This window comes from Flavobacterium gillisiae (genome assembly GCF_900107635.1).
In the GTDB taxonomy this organism is placed as follows: Bacteria; Bacteroidota; Bacteroidia; order Flavobacteriales; family Flavobacteriaceae; genus Flavobacterium; species Flavobacterium gillisiae.
This window is the reverse complement of the sequence record NZ_FNRD01000006.1, coordinates 1-16,792: the sequence shown is the minus strand read 5'-3', so window position 1 is coordinate 16,792 and position 16,792 is coordinate 1. Positions and strand designations below refer to the sequence as shown.

At 34.8% G+C, this 16,792-nt stretch carries 17 protein-coding genes; 11 read left to right on the top strand and 6 right to left on the bottom strand.

Going from position 1 to position 16,792, the window contains the following annotated elements; all coding sequences use genetic code 11:
• Positions 1–39: 39 nt before the first annotated feature.
• Positions 40–1,398, top strand: a complete 1,359-nt coding sequence (locus BLV35_RS09470) for an FAD-dependent oxidoreductase (protein WP_091088642.1) — start codon at positions 40–42, stop codon at positions 1,396–1,398.
• 162 nt (positions 1,399–1,560) lie between these two features.
• On the opposite strand, the gene BLV35_RS09465 is transcribed toward BLV35_RS09470, so the two are convergent.
• The 3 genes from BLV35_RS09465 to BLV35_RS09455 all read right to left on the bottom strand — a co-directional run bounded on the left by BLV35_RS09465 (position 1,561) and on the right by BLV35_RS09455 (position 5,023).
• Entirely contained in the window at positions 1,561–2,982 is a 1,422-nt protein-coding gene (locus tag BLV35_RS09465) for a carbon starvation CstA family protein (RefSeq protein WP_091088639.1), read from the bottom strand.
• A gap of 82 nt (positions 2,983–3,064) precedes the next feature.
• Positions 3,065–3,424, bottom strand: coding sequence for a cupin domain-containing protein (locus BLV35_RS09460; protein ID WP_091088635.1), 360 nt, complete (start codon positions 3,422–3,424; stop codon positions 3,065–3,067).
• Between the two features lie 54 nt (positions 3,425–3,478).
• Positions 3,479–5,023, bottom strand: coding sequence for a helicase HerA-like domain-containing protein (locus BLV35_RS09455; protein ID WP_091088631.1), 1,545 nt, complete (start codon positions 5,021–5,023; stop codon positions 3,479–3,481).
• A 374-nt stretch (positions 5,024–5,397) separates the two neighbouring features.
• On the opposite strand from BLV35_RS09455, the gene BLV35_RS09450 reads away from it, so the two are divergent.
• From BLV35_RS09450 to BLV35_RS09415, 8 genes are all read left to right on the top strand, one after another.
• Positions 5,398–6,216 carry a MotA/TolQ/ExbB proton channel family protein gene (locus BLV35_RS09450; protein ID WP_091088627.1) on the top strand — a complete coding sequence of 273 codons (819 nt, stop codon included), beginning with the start codon at positions 5,398–5,400 and terminating at the stop codon, positions 6,214–6,216.
• 36 nt (positions 6,217–6,252) lie between these two features.
• The gene (locus tag BLV35_RS09445) at positions 6,253–6,864 is read left to right on the top strand and encodes an ExbD/TolR family protein (protein WP_091088623.1); all 612 of its coding nucleotides are present in this window, start codon (positions 6,253–6,255) and stop codon (positions 6,862–6,864) included.
• Between the two features lie 18 nt (positions 6,865–6,882).
• Positions 6,883–7,446 carry an ExbD/TolR family protein gene (locus BLV35_RS09440; RefSeq protein WP_091088618.1) on the top strand — a complete coding sequence of 188 codons (564 nt, stop codon included), beginning with the start codon at positions 6,883–6,885 and terminating at the stop codon, positions 7,444–7,446.
• Positions 7,447–7,485: 39 nt separating this feature from the next.
• A complete protein-coding gene (locus BLV35_RS09435; RefSeq protein WP_091088614.1) occupies positions 7,486–8,280 on the top strand; it encodes an energy transducer TonB in 795 nt (264 codons plus the stop codon).
• Complete coding sequence (locus BLV35_RS09430) at positions 8,280–8,504, top strand: hypothetical protein (protein ID WP_091088610.1); 225 nt, start codon at positions 8,280–8,282, stop codon at positions 8,502–8,504. The genes BLV35_RS09435 and BLV35_RS09430 overlap by 1 nt, the downstream gene beginning before the upstream one ends.
• 9 nt (positions 8,505–8,513) lie before the next feature.
• Positions 8,514–9,437 (top strand): PstS family phosphate ABC transporter substrate-binding protein, encoded by a 924-nt coding sequence (locus tag BLV35_RS09425; protein WP_091088607.1) that lies wholly within the window; start codon positions 8,514–8,516, stop codon positions 9,435–9,437.
• 22 nt (positions 9,438–9,459) lie between these two features.
• Complete coding sequence (locus BLV35_RS09420; protein WP_143031851.1) at positions 9,460–11,133, top strand: tetratricopeptide repeat protein; 1,674 nt, start codon at positions 9,460–9,462, stop codon at positions 11,131–11,133.
• A 261-nt stretch (positions 11,134–11,394) separates the two neighbouring features.
• Positions 11,395–12,027 (top strand): 7-carboxy-7-deazaguanine synthase QueE, encoded by a 633-nt coding sequence (locus tag BLV35_RS09415; RefSeq protein WP_091088599.1) that lies wholly within the window; start codon positions 11,395–11,397, stop codon positions 12,025–12,027.
• Between the two features lie 61 nt (positions 12,028–12,088).
• Here BLV35_RS09415 and BLV35_RS09410 read toward each other — a convergent pair whose 3' ends face one another.
• Complete coding sequence (locus BLV35_RS09410) at positions 12,089–12,634, bottom strand: YfiT family bacillithiol transferase (RefSeq protein WP_091088595.1); 546 nt, start codon at positions 12,632–12,634, stop codon at positions 12,089–12,091.
• A gap of 65 nt (positions 12,635–12,699) precedes the next feature.
• Positions 12,700–13,407, bottom strand: coding sequence for a class I SAM-dependent methyltransferase (locus tag BLV35_RS09405; protein WP_091089270.1), 708 nt, complete (start codon positions 13,405–13,407; stop codon positions 12,700–12,702).
• 86 nt (positions 13,408–13,493) lie between these two features.
• Here BLV35_RS09405 and BLV35_RS09400 point away from each other — a divergent pair, with 86 nt between their 5' ends.
• Positions 13,494–13,988 carry a YkgJ family cysteine cluster protein gene (locus tag BLV35_RS09400; RefSeq protein ID WP_074721079.1) on the top strand — a complete coding sequence of 165 codons (495 nt, stop codon included), beginning with the start codon at positions 13,494–13,496 and terminating at the stop codon, positions 13,986–13,988.
• 28 nt (positions 13,989–14,016) lie between these two features.
• Here BLV35_RS09400 and BLV35_RS09395 read toward each other — a convergent pair whose 3' ends face one another.
• Positions 14,017–15,315 carry an exo-beta-N-acetylmuramidase NamZ family protein gene (locus BLV35_RS09395; protein WP_091088592.1) on the bottom strand — a complete coding sequence of 433 codons (1,299 nt, stop codon included), beginning with the start codon at positions 15,313–15,315 and terminating at the stop codon, positions 14,017–14,019.
• A gap of 86 nt (positions 15,316–15,401) precedes the next feature.
• On the opposite strand from BLV35_RS09395, the gene BLV35_RS09390 reads away from it, so the two are divergent.
• Positions 15,402–16,637, top strand: a complete 1,236-nt coding sequence (locus BLV35_RS09390) for an ABC transporter permease (protein WP_091088590.1) — start codon at positions 15,402–15,404, stop codon at positions 16,635–16,637.
• Positions 16,638–16,792 lie beyond the last annotated feature (155 nt).

Genomic DNA, 16,792 nt, shown 5'->3' with positions numbered 1-16,792 from the left:
TAATAAATCAGTAATTTTGCTTAACTTTTATAGAAAATAATGCAAACTCCAAAAAAGATAGCAGTCGTAGGTTCCGGTTTAGTCGGATCTTTATTAGCTATTTACTTACGCAGAGCAGGACATACCGTTCATATATACGATAGAAGTCCTGACATTAGACAAATTCAGTTCTCAGGACGTTCTATTAATTTAGCAATGTCAACTAGGGGCTGGAAAGCACTAGATGGCGTTGGAGTAGGGGATTCGGTTCGTGAAATCGCAATACCCATGGACAAACGCGCCATTCACTTGGTTGACAAACTTAATTTTCAAAATTACGGTCAAGAAGGAGAGAGTATTTACTCCATTTCCAGAGGAGATTTGAACAGAAGAATGATTGATTTGGCAGAACAAGCTGGTGCGGAATTTTTCTTCGAACAGAAAATTTGGGACGTTACCTTATCTGAAGCTACTCTACACATTGGAGAAACGGAAAGAGGAGCTTGGGAAGAAAAGAAATACGATATTGTTTTTGGTGCAGATGGTGCTTTTTCGAGAATTCGACACCGTATGCAACGCCAGAGTATGTTTAACTATTCGCAGGAGTTTTTAAATATTGGATACAAAGAATTAAATATTCCTGCAAATCCTGATGGTTCTCATAAGTTGGATAAAAATTCATTTCACATATGGCCGCGAGGGGAATATATGTTGATTGCACTATCCAATTTGGACGGTAGTTTTACCTGTACTTTGTTTATGCCTTTTGAGGGAGAGAATTCTTTTGCATTGCTCGAAAACAGAAAAGATGTAGAGTTGTTTTTTGAAAAAAACTTTCCTGATTCGATTGATGTAATTCCAAAATTAGCCGAAGATTTTTTCAAAAATCCAACAAGTACATTAGTAACTATGAAATGTTACCCTTGGACTTATAAAGATAAAATTGCCTTGATAGGGGATGCTTGTCATGCTATTGTGCCTTTTTATGGACAAGGTATGAACGCCGGATTTGAAGACATTTCGATTCTAAGTGAAATGATGGAGGAATACGGGGATGATTGGGAAATGATTTTTTCAGAATACGAGAAATCACGTAAGCCCAACGCTGATGCTATTGCAGAACTTTCGTACCGTAATTTTATGGAAATGAGTTCTAAAACAGCGGATGATAAATTCCTACTGCAGAAGAAGATTGAAAAATGGTTTTCAGATAAACACCCTGATAAGTGGATTCCACTTTATAGTAGGGTTACATTTAGTGATCGTCCTTATACTGAAGCTTTGGCGATAGGAGATGATCAAAATGCAATTATGGAAGAAGTTTTAAAAACGGAAAACATAGAGGCTGTTTGGGAAAGCAAAGAGATTGAAAATAAGATCTTAACCCTTTTACATGAAAAAGAAGCAGTCAAGAATTAAAGTTTAAATCTTGACTGCTGTATTTACTATTTGAGATGTGCTTTGCGACAGTCCCATGTGAAGGCACTGTAACAATTTATATGAGCTATAATTGTACTGGTAATTCCTGTTCGGGATTGATAATTTTAATCATACCGTGGTGCTAGTCATTAGCTTCTCCAATTATTCGGATTTAGGTAATTCCTTATTATTCTTCATTACAACAAAGAACAAAATCGTTATTAAAACAGCAATCACAATTCCAATAATATCTGAGGTTACTATGTCCAATCCAAAACCGATGGTAGGATCATAAAAAAGGAAAGACCCGAGAACAGATGTTATGAAAAACGCAGGTACTAACGCAATAATATAAAGGGTTTTCCTTTGGTATAAATAAACGGTTCCAATCCATAGGGCAATTGCCGCGATACTTTGATTTGCCCAGGAAAAATATCTCCATAGAAGTTGAAAATCTATTTTAGTTAGAACAAATGCAATAACAAAAAGTGGTATTGCAATCATAAAGCGGTTTTTAAGAGCCTTCTGATCAATTTTTAGGTAATCTGCAATAATCATTCTCGCTGCTCTAAAGGAAGTGTCTCCAGATGTTATTGGTAAAACAATTACACCTAAAATAGCAATTGTTCCGCCAATTGTTCCTAAAAATACTGTTGCGATTTTATGTACTACTCCAGGAAGTCCTTCATTTGCTAGTAAAGCACTAAGACCTTCACCACTCATAAGACTCATAGCGGCTGCGGCCCAAACCATTGCAATAACTCCTTCAACGATCATCATTCCGTAAAATATTTTTCGCCCGTCTTTCTCATTTCTAATGGTTCTAGCAATTATTGGAGATTGGGTTGCGTGAAATCCAGATAAAGCACCACAAGATATCGTTAAAAATATTACAGGGTAATACGGAATGTCTTTAGGATGCATGTTGGTCAGTGTTAATTCCGGAATTGGATTGCCATACATAAACATTCCTATTGCAACACCTACGGCACTCAATAATAGTAGAAGACCAAGGACAGGGTATATTTTTCCAATAATTTTATCGATAGGTAATATTGTAGCGATGATATAATATGCAAAAATAGCTATTACAATTAGGGTGAACATATTTAAATCTTTACCTATAAGGTCATCTATCATACTTGCCGGTGCAGAAATAAAAACAGTTCCTACTAAAAGAAGTAGAAGGACGGTGAAGAAATTAACGACGTGACTAAAATATTTACCTAAAAATAATGAAGCTAGTGCAGGCAAATGAGCGCCACCATATCTCATGGAGATCATTCCCGTTAAATAATCGTGAACTGCGCCCGCAAAAATGGCACCAACTACTATCCAAAGAAAAGCTACTGGCCCATATAGGGCTCCTAATATTGGACCGAAAATTGGTCCTACTCCTGCGATATTTAAAACCTGAATCAAGGAGTTTTTATTGCTGTCCATGGGAACGAAATCTACTCCATCCGCGTGAGTATAGGCAGGGGTAGCTCTGTTAGCATCCGGCTTAAATATGCTTTCGACAAATTTACCGTAAAAAACATATCCTAATACTAATAAAACTATGGCAGTAATAAATGTTATCATAATGTTGTATTCAATTAATTAAAATTCTTTAAGAGTTTGAAGTTAATATTATTAATAACATAAAAGGTCTTTGATATATTTATTATTCTCGATGCACTTTGGTGAAATCAAATGCAGGCTTGCATATCGCGATATACTCACATGGTTCGTCAAATGGATTAGAGTATTGAACTCGTGTATTTTTCTCTATTTTTATGGATTGTCCTGCTTCAAGAACAATAATTTCCTCGTCAATAATAAACTGTTTTTTACCTTTTATGATGTACGTGTACTCTTCAAACTCTGGAGTTTGAAATGGTTCACTCCATTTAGGAGGTGCGATCATATGAGCAATTGATATTTCGGGATTGTTTGTTGTTGCAAGTCCGTGGTGTTCTTCGATTAGCTTTCCGTCAGTTGTCGGAACTATAAAAGGTGTGTCTTGTATGAAGTATTTTTTCATGATCCTGAAAATTAAGGAACCTCTCCTATTAGTTAAGAGAGGTTTTAAATAGTTTTATTTTTTGAATATTTTTGTCAGTACACCAAACACTCCTCTAATAAAGGTAGCGCTAGTAAGTACTTTAATAACCGACTTGCTTACAGCACTGGTTGTGTTACTTGATTTAGTGGCTCTGGTTTTTGTTGCCTTTTGTTCTGCTTTTTCATCCGCTTCTTTTTGAGCTTCCGCAGCAGTCGCGTTTTCGATGACGGTGATTTTCTTATTTAGCATTTCATAAGCACTCTCACGATCAATAAGCTCGCTATATTTCTTGACTAATCTAGAGTTGTTATTGATGTTTTGAATTTCACTTTCAGATAAAACATCCATTCGGCTCATTGGAGCGCGCATCATAGTAGCCACAAGGGGAGTTGGAATTCCTTTTTCGCTTAAAGCCGTAACCAATGCTTCACCAATTCCTAAACTGGTTAATACTTCGCTTGTGTTGTAATAATCAGATGTAGGATAATTGTCTGCTGTCAATTTTATAGACTGTCTGTCTTTAGCAGTAAAAGCTCTCAATGCGTGTTGTATTTTCAGACCTAATTGTGCCAGAACACCACTTGGAACATCCATTGGATTTTGGGTTACAAAGTAAATTCCAATTCCTTTTGAGCGAATCAGCTTTACAATCATCTCTATTTGATCCAGTAATGCTTTACTGGCTTCGTTAAATATTAAATGTGCTTCGTCAATAAAAATCACTAATTCAGGTTGTTCTGAATCACCTTTCTCTGGCATTTGCTGGTATATCTCTGCAAGGAGGCTCAACATGAAAGTAGAAAATAATTTTGGTTTGTCTTGAATATCCGTTAGTCGGATTATGTTAATATATCCTTTTCCATTTTCATCTATTCGCATTAAATCATCGATGTCAAAGGACATCTCTCCAAAAAACAGTTCTGCTCCCTGTTGTTCTAATTCGATTATTTTTCTAAGAATGATTCCCGTCGTCGAAGTGGAAATTCTTCCGTAGTTTTTCGTTATTTCATCTTTTCCTTCTTCTGTTATGAAATTGATTACTTTTTTAATGTCTTTAAGGTCTAATAAAGGCATTTTGTTATCATCACAATATTTAAATATTACTGACATGACACCAGCTTGAGTATCGTTCAAGTCTAAAATCCGCGAAAATAATACCGGTCCAAACTCGGAAACAGTGGCGCGCAGGCGTACTCCGTTTTGTTCGGATAGCGTTAATAACTCAACTGGAAATTTAGCTATACTATATGGTAAGTTGATTTTGGCATGTCTTTCGGTAATAAATGATTTTTCCTCGCCTTCTTTGGCGATACCGCTAAAATCTCCTTTTATGTCCATCATTAATACTGGAATTCCAAATGATGATAGCTGTTCTGATAAAACTTGAATAGTTTTGGTTTTTCCAGTTCCGGTGGCGCCGGCAATTAAACCATGTCTGTTAAGTGTTTTTAATGGGATTTTTACATAGGCGTCTGCTATGGCCTCACCATCGAGTATGGCTCCTCCTAGAATAATACTTTCCCCTTTGGAAGTGTATCCCGCGGTGATATGCTTTATGAAATCTTCTTTTCTGTTCATAACATTGATTGTGTTGGATTTACTTGCAAGATATTATTATTTTTTGAAATGAGGTAATTTTGGATTTTACTGCAGTTTTATTGCTCTTTTGTTGCTAATAGTGGAAAAACTTATTTTAATGTATTAAATTCTGTTTGTTATTATATTAGCTTAATTTTTCACAAAAAGATAGTTTATATATCAAAAAACATTAAATTTGTTTAATGATATTGATTAAAATTCATATATTGAAAAATATTAGTTTTTTTTTGAATAAATTAAATTCGAATAAAATTAAAAAAAGTTTTTTTATTTGAACTAAACATATAAATTTGCGGGACTACAAGTTTATTACAACTAAAATAAATTATTTAAAACTATTAAAATTAAAAAAAATGGCAAACGTTAAAAAAGAAAGCACTTCAAACGGTGGTGGAATGGTTTCAGGAATGATTATTCTTGCATGTATTGGTGTTGGTGTATTGATCTGGAAATTTATCATGGGTAATCCTTCGAATTTTGAAGGAGGGAATATCGAAACTGGACACCCATTGAATACTTTGGGGCAAGTTTATCATGGAGGTGCGGTTGTGCCAGTATTATTAGGAATGTTATTGATGGTTCTTGTTTTTTCTATCGAAAGATATGTTGTTATATCTAAGGCAGCTGGTAAAACTAAACTAGATACTTTTATGACTAAGGTACAAGCTAGTATCAAACAAGGTGAAATTGATGAAGCTATTGCAGCTTGTGATAAACAACAAGGTTCTGTTGCAAATGCAATTAAATCTGCGCTAGTAAAATACCAAGCAGTGAAAAAAGAAGGATTTAATAGTGAAGAAGCGTCAGAGACTATTCACAAAGAAATCGAAGAAGCTACATCTCTTGAAATGCCAATGTTGCAAAAGAACATGACGATTATTTCGTCTTTAGTTTCTTTAGGAACTCTTATTGGATTATTAGGAACTGTATCAGGTATGATTAAAGCGTTTGGTGCGTTAGCAGCAGCAGGTACTCCTGATCAAGCGGCTCTTGCAGCAGGTATTTCTGAAGCACTTATTAATACTGCAACTGGTATTGGAACTTCAGCGGTAGCAATTATCTCTTACAATTTCTTTACTTCTAAAATTGATGATTTAACTTATTCAATTGATGAGGCTGCTGTTTCAATTGTAAATACTTACAGAAGATTCAGAGGAAGTTTGAAGCAATAATATGTTGATATTTATATCAATTAAAAAACAAAAAGAATGGCTAAAATAATAATTAAAAAAAATCCGGGGTCTACGGATATGACTGCAATGTGTGACGTTGCATTCCTTTTGCTTACCTTCTTTGTAATGACTTCGACAGCCAAAATACCTGAAGCTTTGCCAGTGGATACTCCATCTTCAACGGTTCAGACTAAATTGCCTGAAACTGATTTAGCTACATTAACTGTAGGTAAAGGAAAAGTATTCTTTGATTTAAAAGGAAAAGAAGTTCGAGTGAGAACGTTAGAGTTGATGGCAGAGAAGTACGGTGTTACTTTCACTGACGCTGACAAAAGTACATTCTCAAGGATGGATGATTTTGGTGTGCCAATTCTTAATCTTCAACAAATTATTGAAATGAAAGCAGCTGATAGAAGTAAAGCGGGGCAGCCTGGTATTCCTACAGATTCATTAGATAATCAATTGAAGGAGTGGATCTATAATGCGCGTATTGCGAATATAGAGGTAAACGATAAAGAATTGCAGGTCGCTATTAAAGGTGATGCAAAAGAAGAATATCCAGCTATTAAAAAAGTAATGGATATTTTACAAGAGCAAAAAATCAATAGCTTTAGTTTAGTTACTGGTTTAAGAGGAAAAGATTTTTAATAAAAAAAAGACACTAAAATGGCTGAATTAAATACCGGCGACGGTGGAGGCGGAAAAGGTGGTAAAGTAAGAAGTAAAAAATCAAACGCAAAAGTAGATTTAACTGCTATGGTGGATTTGGCTTTCTTATTAATCACATTCTTTATGCTTACCACGACGTTGTCTAAACCTCAATCGATGAGCTTGGGGTTGCCAGATAAAGATCCTAACAAAGACAATGTGGATATGAAAGTTGACGAAAATCGTACTATGACAATTTTGTTAGGTGCTGATAATAAGTTGGTTTACTATGTTGGTTTGTTGGCTACTCCTATTGGAGGTCCTAAAGATTTGGCTTTTGGAAAAGATGGTATACGTAAAGAATTGTTGACTAGACAACAATCAGTTTTGGCGTATTCTGCAGCTAAAGGTAAACCTAAAAACGGATTGATTGTTATTATCAAACCAAGTAAGAAATCAAATTACAAAAATTTAATTGATATACTTGATGAAATGGCAATTGTTGGGATAGGAGATTTTGGTAATTACGCTATCGTTCCTGAGTTTTCTCCTGAAGAACAAAAATTGTTAGAAGGAAAATAAGTTCATTCTTATTCCCCAATAACCTAATAATTAAGAAAAATGAAATTAGATATATTAAAAAACCAATGGCTTGATATCGTATTCGAGGGACGTAATAAAACTTACGGAGCTTATGAATTGAGGAAGTCAAACAGAAAAACTACTATTAAAGCTCTTATTCTTGGAGCTATAGTATTTAGTGTTGCTGTGGCAGCTCCTCTTATTCTAGACTTAATCCCTAAAGGTGATGAGCAAGAGATTGACAGAGATATAAAGATCACTGCGATTAAATTGCCGCCTAAGAAAGAAGAGCCTAAATTAAACGTTCCACCACCACCACCGCCACCACCTAAAGTGGATGTGGTTAAGTTTGTGAAACCAGTAGTTGCAAAGGCTGAAGAAGTGACTGAAGACCCACCGAAAATTGTCGAGATTAAAGAAAAAAAGATTGGTGCCGAAACTATAAAAGGAGATCCAGATGCAGTTTTATCTGTTGCTCCAGTAGGTCCAGGTCCAACAAAAATTGTTGAAGAAGACAATCAAATTTACAACACAGCAGGTATCGAAGTAAAACCTGAATTTCCAGGTGGTATGGATAAGTTCTACAGCTATGTAGGGAAAAACTATCGTGCGCCAGAAGAAGAAGGTCTTAAGGGTAAAGTTTATGTTACTTTTGTAGTTGAAAAAGATGGTTCATTAACAGATATCAAAGTATTAAGAGATATTGGTTATGGAACTGGAAAAGAAGCTATCAGAGTTTTGACTAAATGCCCGAGATGGAATCCAGGAATTCAAAATGGAAAACCGGTTAGAGTACTATACTCTCTTCCGATTACTATTCAAACAGCGGATTAATGTTGAAAAAAATATTTAAAAATATTCAGGAGAAATCGCTCAAAGAGCGATTTCTTCTCGTTTTGGCGATTTTGTTTTTCATGTTTTATTTGGTCTTAGGATTATTTATTATCTTTATGAAAGAATTTCCTTTAGATATGGCTATGGGTTATAGGATTGCATTTGGAATTCTTCTCATTGTGTATTCTATTGTAAGAGGTGTGCGAATTATAAATGATAATTAAGATTAGGGTATGAAAAATTTCGGAAGACGTCCTTATGTATTAGTGCTTTTTATTTCAGTATTATTTTTTGGTTGTAAAAAATCAGTAGGCGAAAAAGAGACTATACTTAAAGGTACAGCCACTATATTAGTTGATGAAACTCTAAAACCTGTATTGGAAGATGAGATTGCTATTTTTCAAAATGGATATAATGCCAAAATACTTATGGAGGTAAGGTCTGAAAAGGAACTGATGCAAGCATTTCTTAAAGATACCTCTCGAATTGTTATTTTGTCCAGGAAATTAAATGAAGAAGAGGCGAAGTATTTTGAACAACTTAAAATAAAGCCTAAAACAACTATGATAGGTACTGACGCAGTTGCTTTTATTTCTAATAAGTCCAATAATGATACTTTGATTGCTTTGAAGGATATTATTCTTTTCATGCAAGGGAAACCGCAAACAAGAGTTAAAGGTTTGGTGTTTGATAATCCAAACTCTAGTACGGTTCGTTATATGAATGAGTTAGCAGGAATAAAGGAAACGCCTAGTGAGGGAGTGTACTCGTTTAAGTATAATAATGATGTTGTGAAATTTGTATCGGAAAATGATGGTATGATTGGTGTTGTTGGATTAAACTGGTTGTATCAGCCATCACCTGACATGAAGAGTCTTATAGAGAAAATTAACGTATTAAGCGTTAAAGGTGAGGGTAGTGTGGAGTTTGTAGCGCCTACGCAAAACAATTTAGCTGAAGGAAAGTATCCTTTGGCACGTGATTTGTATATAATTAATTGTCAAGGATCTTTTGGTTTAGGGATGGGGTTCGCTTCATTTGTTGCTGGGGACATAGGACAAAGGATAATTTTGAAAGCGGGACTGTTGCCAGTAAGGGTGCCTCCAAGAAAAGTTATATTTAAAAACAAATCAAATAAAGAAAATGAAAATGAATAAGAATAAATCAAATAAAGTTAAAATGAACAAATTTAAAATTTTAAGTGTTGCCTTTCTGGCCACAGTATCCGTAATGAACGCTCAGGATATAGATCAAGCTAAAAAAGCAATTGACGCCGAACAATTTGAAAATGCTAAATCGACTTTAAAATCGATAATTAAATCTGACCCATCTGAAGGGAAAGCGTATTTTCTTTTAGGAAACATATATCTTTCTCAAAAGGTATCGGATTCAGCTAAAATAACTTATCAAAATGGTTTAACTGCTAAAAATGATGAGCATTTTAATTATATTGGGCTAGGGCAAATGGACCTTAATAAAGGTGATGTTGTTGCGGCAAAAGCTAAATTTGAATTGGCTAGAAAAGAAATGGGTAGAAGAGATTTTGGAGAGTATGTGTATATAGCTCGTGCTTACATGAATGCTGATAAACCTGATTTTAAAGCTGCTATTCAAACTTTAAACTTGGCAAATGAGAGAAATGCAGCGGAGCCTCAAGTACTTTTAGCTTTTGGAGATGCACATTATGGTGATAAGAACCAAAATGCTGCCTATTCTGCGTATCGTAATGCTTTTCAAGCTGACAATTCGTTGATTAGAGCAAAAATGCAATTAGGTGTTTTGCTTAAAGGTGCTAAAGCATACACAGAGGCTGTAAAAGCTTTCAATGATGTTATTGCTACTAACCCTAATTACGGACCACTATATCGTGAGTTAGCTGAAACATATTACTATTGGGCACTTAATGTTCCTTCTAGAAATGATGAATATATGAAAGAAGCATTGTCGTATTATGAAAAATACATGAGTCTTACTGATTATTCTTTGGCTTCGCGTATGCGTCACGCTGACTTCTTGATTGTTGCGCACGACTATAAAGCTTTAGAGATTGAAGCTGAAAAAATGAAACAGATTGATAAAGTCAATCCTAGAATTTTACGTTATTTAGGTTATTCTGCTTACTATAATGATAATGTTGATGTAGCTATCAAGTCGTTACAAGACTATACTGCAAATACTACGAATAGTGTGATTTCTCTAGATTATTTATACCTAGGTTTAGCTAATATTAAAAAAGCTACTATGGGTGCAGATGTAACTGCTGCAGAGCCGGTATTGTTTAATAAAGGAATTGAACTTATCAAGAAAGCGGTTGCTATGGAAAGTGCTGTTGTGAATGATTTAAGCGAGGCAGGTAAAGGGCTTTATGAGCAAAAATTATATAAAGAGGCTGCTGCAGTTTTTGAGATTTCAACTTCAAATAAAGAATCTAAAAATTTCTTACTTGACAATTTCTACTTAGGTAACTCACTTTATTTTGACAATACAAAAGCGGGTGCAGTAAAAGATACTATTGCTTTACGAAAAGCAGATATTGCTTTTGGAAATGTAATTGAAGCATCACCAGCAACTCAAGATGCTTATGTTTATCGCGCAAGAACGAATACGTTGCTTGGAGACGATGCGCAAATGATTAACTATTACCAACAGTATATTGATATTGTAACTAAGAAAGGCCCTGAAGAAATGGCTAAGGCTGCAGTGAAGGGTAAATTAATTGAGGCTTACAATACAATGGCTGCGGGTTATGCAAACACTGATAAAGTTAAGGCTATTGAATTCTTTAATAAAACACTTGCTATAGATCCTGCTAATGGATATGCACTTCAATCAGTTGAGATGCTTAAGAAATAATAAATAGTATTTTTTTATAATATAAACCGATAGTTGAAAAACTATCGGTTTTTTTTGCAATTACTTTTTCTTACGATGGTGGTTTAGTTGCTTGCGCAGGACTAGTTATATTTATGGTGGATTGTGAGTTGTTAAGTGTGAAAGTTACACTGCTTATTTTTGTGTTTTAGTACCTCGAGTTTATAATTTCGAGCAATCAATTTGATAATATTAATTTAAGTCCTTTTCAAATGACCTATCTTTGCGTTTTAAATTACAATAATGTTATCAAAAGAAATACAATTAGAAGTTAATAAAGGCGCAATGCTTCCTTTGATGGAAGAGTTTTATACAATTCAAGGAGAGGGTTTTCACACGGGAACTGCCGCTTATTTTGTGAGAATCGGAGGTTGCGATGTAGGTTGCCATTGGTGTGACGTTAAAGAAAGTTGGAATGCTGAATTGCATCCGCCGTCAAGCATTACTCAAATTGTTGATAATGCAAAAAAACATGCAGAAACTGTTGTAGTAACAGGAGGTGAGCCTTTAATGTGGGATATGACTTTACTAACACAAGCGTTAAAAGATAATGGACGAAAGGTTCATATTGAAACGTCAGGTGCGTATCCTTTATCAGGAGCTTGGGATTGGATTTGTCTTTCGCCAAAGAAGAATAAATTACCTACGGAAACCGTATATGATAATGCCCACGAGCTAAAAGTAATCATTCATAATAAACATGATTTTATTTTTGCAGAAGAACAAGCGGAGTTAGTAAATGACAATGCGATTTTGTTTCTTCAGCCAGAATGGAGTAAGAAGGAGGAAATGACTCCTCTGATAGTAGAATATGTTATGAATAACCCGAAATGGAGAGTGTCGCTACAAACTCACAAATATCTTAATATCCCTTAAGGAATTTAGGATAAATAGAAAAAGCCAAATAACAATAGTTATTTGGCTTTTTTTCATTTAATTAATTCCAGTTTCTTTTCTTTTTTAATTCAGTGATATGTGCTAGGTGGTGATTTCCGTGCCATGCATACGTTCCTATTTGTTCTTTTATCGATACAATGGTATTATGCTCTGGATGTATAAAGGTTTTATTTAATTCGATTTCAGTCAAACCTTTCATAATGTATGCTAATCTAAAGTGTAAGCCCTCTAGTGTTGCTATTGTTGGAGCGATGGGCATTGTAAGATTGTCATTCAAATCCGACCAACGTTCTTCTAAATACGATTTTATTATAGGATTGTCTTCTGTTAATGCCCATTTTATTCGGATATAACAATTCATATGACTGTCAGTACAGTGATGAATGACTTGTCTAATGGTCCAGCCGTCTTCACGATAGGGCGTGTCGAGCTGCTTATCTATCAAATGAAGTGTTTCCTCTTTTAGGTTTGCAGGAAAGGATTCTATTTCAAATATTTTTTCAGAAAGGTAGTCTTTGGTATAAAGAACAGGAGCTATAAACTTTCCAATCGGATAACGTAGTTTCTCTAATGCTGAATTTTCCATTTAGTATTAATTTAGTTGAATAGCCTCTTTTATCAGCCTAATATTGTCCTCCTAGTATTCTAATTCTATATGGAAAGCTTTGCTAAATAATCATAATGTTGTCCTTCAAGAATTAATTCAGCTTGTAAGTCATTGGCGAAAGCTGCATTTTGCAAAGTATTGTAGTCAATATACATCCAATTGAAAGGTTTTTCTTTTTCACCCTTGTAGCCAATGTTAAAAACTACTTCCCCATAATATTCATTGTCAGATGGAATCCATTTTCCTCCGTCTTCATCATCATCAAACATGTATATAATATCAGAACTGTCTAATAAAATTTGGCCGCCCGGATTCAATAGTGATTTTAATTTTATAAGGAAATTTGGAATATTTTTTAGTTTCCCACACATTCCTGCGCCATTCATCAGTAATAAAATCGTGTCGTATGTTTCATTTTCTAATGTCATGACATCCTGTACGCGGGCATCTTTGATTCCTCGAAGTGAACAAGCTTGTATTGCATTTGACGAAATGTCTATTGCAGTCACTTCTAAATTCAATTCGTTCTGTAAGTACAAACTATGGCTTCCTGCGCCGCAACCTACATCCAGGATTTTTCCTTTGGCAAGTTGTAGGGCTTTTTGCTCCATAGATGGCATCTCTTTGTAGGAGCGAAATAAATAAGCAACACTCATTTCATCTTCTTCAGATATAGTCGTTTCTGTAATTAAGTCCTCAGGGGAATTATTCGTTTGATAATCGAGGATGGCTTTGCCAAAAAGGTCTTTCATTGTTTGTATTTCAAAATTCAACATTCATTAATCATAGTTCATCGTTCAAAAAGTGTAGTTTTGCAAAGAATTTTTAAACTCTAAATTTGAAACCTACTTTAAACGAACTTGGAAAACTTGCCAAAGATAAGCATATAGAAAACAAAAAGTATTTCGATAAGCTTAAAAAGAAGACGCCCAAAAATTTAGATTATGTGATGCAAGATCTGCATGATGCGGAATTTAAAAAAACCGATTGTTTGAAATGCGCGAATTGTTGTAAAACTACTGGGCCTTTGTTTACATTAGCCGATATTGAACGAGTGTCAAAATACCTTAAGCAAAAACCACAGCAGTTTATAGCGCAATACCTTCGCGTTGATGAAGATCAAGATTATGTGTTGCAGAGTGTGCCTTGTACTTTCCTAGATCATGAAAATGCCTGTATGATTTATGATGTGCGACCAAAAGCATGTAGAGAATTTCCACACACTGATAGAAAGAAGTTTCAGCAAATAACAGATCTTACTTTGAAGAATGTTGCGATTTGCCCTGCTGCCTTTAATATTGTAGAAGAAATGAAGAAAAAATTGCCGCTGTAGCTAATGCGGATAATTTGCTATGTCATTTCTAATAGATCAAATATTTCTCTCTCATTTTTTTAAATTGGTCTAATGCAGTTTTCCAACTCTGTCTGATCTCAGATTCTGATTCTCCGGCTTCGATTTGCTGTTGCAATTTTCTTGTTCCAGCTAGTTTTGTAAAAAACGGATTAAAGAATTTTGATTTGTCGGTTGTGGTAGCGTACGCTTTGATAAGCCATTTCAATTCTAGTTGGCGTACTTCAGTTTGTGTTGACAAATCTTCACCAAAACATACTACTCCATTGTAAACTGGATTTTGTGCTCCCATATTTGGTTTTGGAATAAAGCTAAAATTGCTTTTTGGTAAGTAAGGTGAACCGTAAATTTGAAATTGTTTTTCAGTTCCTCTTCCTACACTAACATTTGTTCCTTCAAAAAAGCACAAGCTAGCATATAGATTAATCGATTGATCGTTTGGTAAATTGGGAGAAGGTTTTACAGGGAGACTGTATTTCATTTTTCTGTTATTGTACGAACATGGTATTACAGTTAGTTTGCAACTTATCCCGTTTTTAAGCCATTGCTCTCCATTAATCATTTGCGCATATTCGCCAATGGTCATACCGTGTAAAACAGGAATGGGATGCATTCCTACGAAACTGCTATATTCCTTTTCGAGAATTGGACCGTCAACAATATTACCGTTAGGGTTGGGTCTGTCTAAAATTATTAATTGAATATTGTTTTCTGCACAAGCTTGCATTATATAATGTAGTGAAGAGATGTAAGTGTAAAATCGAGCTCCCACGTCTTGCAAATCAAAAATCATAATGTCAATTCCGGCTAATTGTTGTGAGTTAGGTTGTTTGTTATTGCCGTAAAGTGAAATAATAGGTAGTCCGGTTTTAGTGTCCGTGCCGTCAACTACGTGTTCACCTGCATCGGCAGTGCCACGAAAGCCATGTTCTGGGGCAAATATTTTTTGGACATTGGTTTTTTGGTCTAATAAGAAATCAACTAAATGGATTTGCTTTTTATTAGTAGCGAGTCTTACAGGGGATTCTTTTATTAAAACGATACCGGATTGATTGGTAACGATACCTATTTTTTTATCTTTTAAAAGAGGCAGATATAGTTCGTAATTATCTGCGCCGGTTTTAATCGAATGTATTTCGATAACTTTATCTGGTAATGTTGCTTCTTTGGGGTAGATAGAGGTGGCTGTGACGCTATCTTTCGGTTTGTCCTGTTGTAATTCTTTTGTTCTGTTGATTGAGCTGGAGCAAGAAAGCAAAATTACTGTTAGAATAAAGGCTAATGGAGTATTTTTGAAAATTGAAATCATATAGTAGAGTAGAATAAAATTAGTGGCAATTAGCGTTATTCGTGTTTTAGGTGTATTTTTGAATCCAAATCAGATACTTAATCAAATTGAATTTAGAATACTTTATTGCCAAAAGACTTATAACTGCTAAAGATTATAAAAGTAGTATATCTGCGCCTATTATAAAAATTGCAATTTCAGCCATTGCTATCGGAATGGTGATGATGATTGTTTCAGTGGCGACAGGAATTGGTCTACAACAAAAAATCAGAGAAAAAATTTCCGCTTTCAATGGGCATATTAGTATTTCTAATTATGATAGCAATCAATCTGAAGTCACCTTAGTTCCCATTTCGAAAAAACAAAATTTTTATCCCAAATTTAATACTGTAGAAGGGATAAAGCATATTCAAGCTATCGCTAGTAAAGCCGGCATTATTCGAACCGAAAATGCTTTTGAAGGAATCGTATTCAAAGGGGTAGGTAGCGATTACAAGTGGGATAATATAAAAGAGTATCTTGTTGAAGGAAAACTGCCTGATTTTTCTAAAAAGTTAAATGAAGACGTGGTACTATCGCAATTCCTTGCTAATAGGTTAAAACTTAAAGTAGGAGATGCGTTTAATACCTTTTTTATGAAAGAAGGTCAGAATAAATTACCGAATATTAGGAGATTTAAAATTGTTGGAATCTTTAATTCTGGTTTTCAGGAATTCGACGCTACTTATGTATTAGGTGATATACGACATATGCAACGCATTAATAAATGGAAAGCGGATCAGGTAGGGGCATTTGAAGTTTTTGTAGATGATTTTGATAATATAAAATCGGTAGGTGAAGAAGTGTATCAGCAAACGGGATCGACGCTTGATACTAAAACCATCATCGAAAAATACAATTATATATTCGAGTGGCTTCAGTTGTTTGATTTCAATATCATCGTCATATTAATAGTCATGATTTTAGTGGCTACAATCAACATGGTGGTGGCTTTATTGGTGCTTATTCTAGAACGAACACAGATGATTGGAATATTGAAAGCGTTAGGGGCTAACAATTGGAGCATCCGTAAAATATTTCTGTACAATGCGTCCTATTTAATTGTTCGAGGATTATTCTGGGGGAACTTGATTGGAATAGCGATTCTATTGCTTCAGAAATATTTCGGGATAGTCAAACTGAATCCTGAAAATTACTATGTCGATCAAGCGCCGGTATATCTTAATTGGGGATATATTTTATTATTAAACGGACTTACGATAAGTGTTTGTTTTTTGGTGTTGCTAATTCCTTCTTATATAATAACCAAAATTTCACCGGTTAAAGCAATCCGTTTCGACTAATATATTATTTGGGCGTTCCCCATTATAAAAAAAGAGGCTATACCTATATATATAAAGGAGTAGCCTCTTTTTTTATAATGGGTCGGGCTATCCGCTACAAGTCCTCGTCTCGATTCCACTTCGTTGCATCGAGACTGTGGGCTTTCCACTACTAT

Coding starts and splice junctions, on each gene's coding strand:
- BLV35_RS09440 (WP_091088618.1), top strand. CDS start 6,883: ATGGCTGAATTAAATACCGGCGACGGTGGAGGCGGAAAAGGTGGTAAA.
- BLV35_RS09395 (WP_091088592.1), bottom strand. CDS start 15,315: ATGATTTCAATTTTCAAAAATACTCCATTAGCCTTTATTCTAACAGTA.
- BLV35_RS09460 (WP_091088635.1), bottom strand. CDS start 3,424: ATGAAAAAATACTTCATACAAGACACACCTTTTATAGTTCCGACAACT.
- BLV35_RS09420 (WP_143031851.1), top strand. CDS start 9,460: ATGAACAAATTTAAAATTTTAAGTGTTGCCTTTCTGGCCACAGTATCC.
- BLV35_RS09465 (WP_091088639.1), bottom strand. CDS start 2,982: ATGATAACATTTATTACTGCCATAGTTTTATTAGTATTAGGATATGTT.
- BLV35_RS09405 (WP_091089270.1), bottom strand. CDS start 13,407: ATGAAAGACCTTTTTGGCAAAGCCATCCTCGATTATCAAACGAATAAT.
- BLV35_RS09450 (WP_091088627.1), top strand. CDS start 5,398: ATGGCAAACGTTAAAAAAGAAAGCACTTCAAACGGTGGTGGAATGGTT.
- BLV35_RS09445 (WP_091088623.1), top strand. CDS start 6,253: ATGGCTAAAATAATAATTAAAAAAAATCCGGGGTCTACGGATATGACT.
- BLV35_RS09425 (WP_091088607.1), top strand. CDS start 8,514: ATGAAAAATTTCGGAAGACGTCCTTATGTATTAGTGCTTTTTATTTCA.
- BLV35_RS09410 (WP_091088595.1), bottom strand. CDS start 12,634: ATGGAAAATTCAGCATTAGAGAAACTACGTTATCCGATTGGAAAGTTT.
- BLV35_RS09415 (WP_091088599.1), top strand. CDS start 11,395: ATGTTATCAAAAGAAATACAATTAGAAGTTAATAAAGGCGCAATGCTT.
- BLV35_RS09430 (WP_091088610.1), top strand. CDS start 8,280: ATGTTGAAAAAAATATTTAAAAATATTCAGGAGAAATCGCTCAAAGAG.
- BLV35_RS09470 (WP_091088642.1), top strand. CDS start 40: ATGCAAACTCCAAAAAAGATAGCAGTCGTAGGTTCCGGTTTAGTCGGA.
- BLV35_RS09435 (WP_091088614.1), top strand. CDS start 7,486: ATGAAATTAGATATATTAAAAAACCAATGGCTTGATATCGTATTCGAG.
- BLV35_RS09455 (WP_091088631.1), bottom strand. CDS start 5,023: ATGAACAGAAAAGAAGATTTCATAAAGCATATCACCGCGGGATACACT.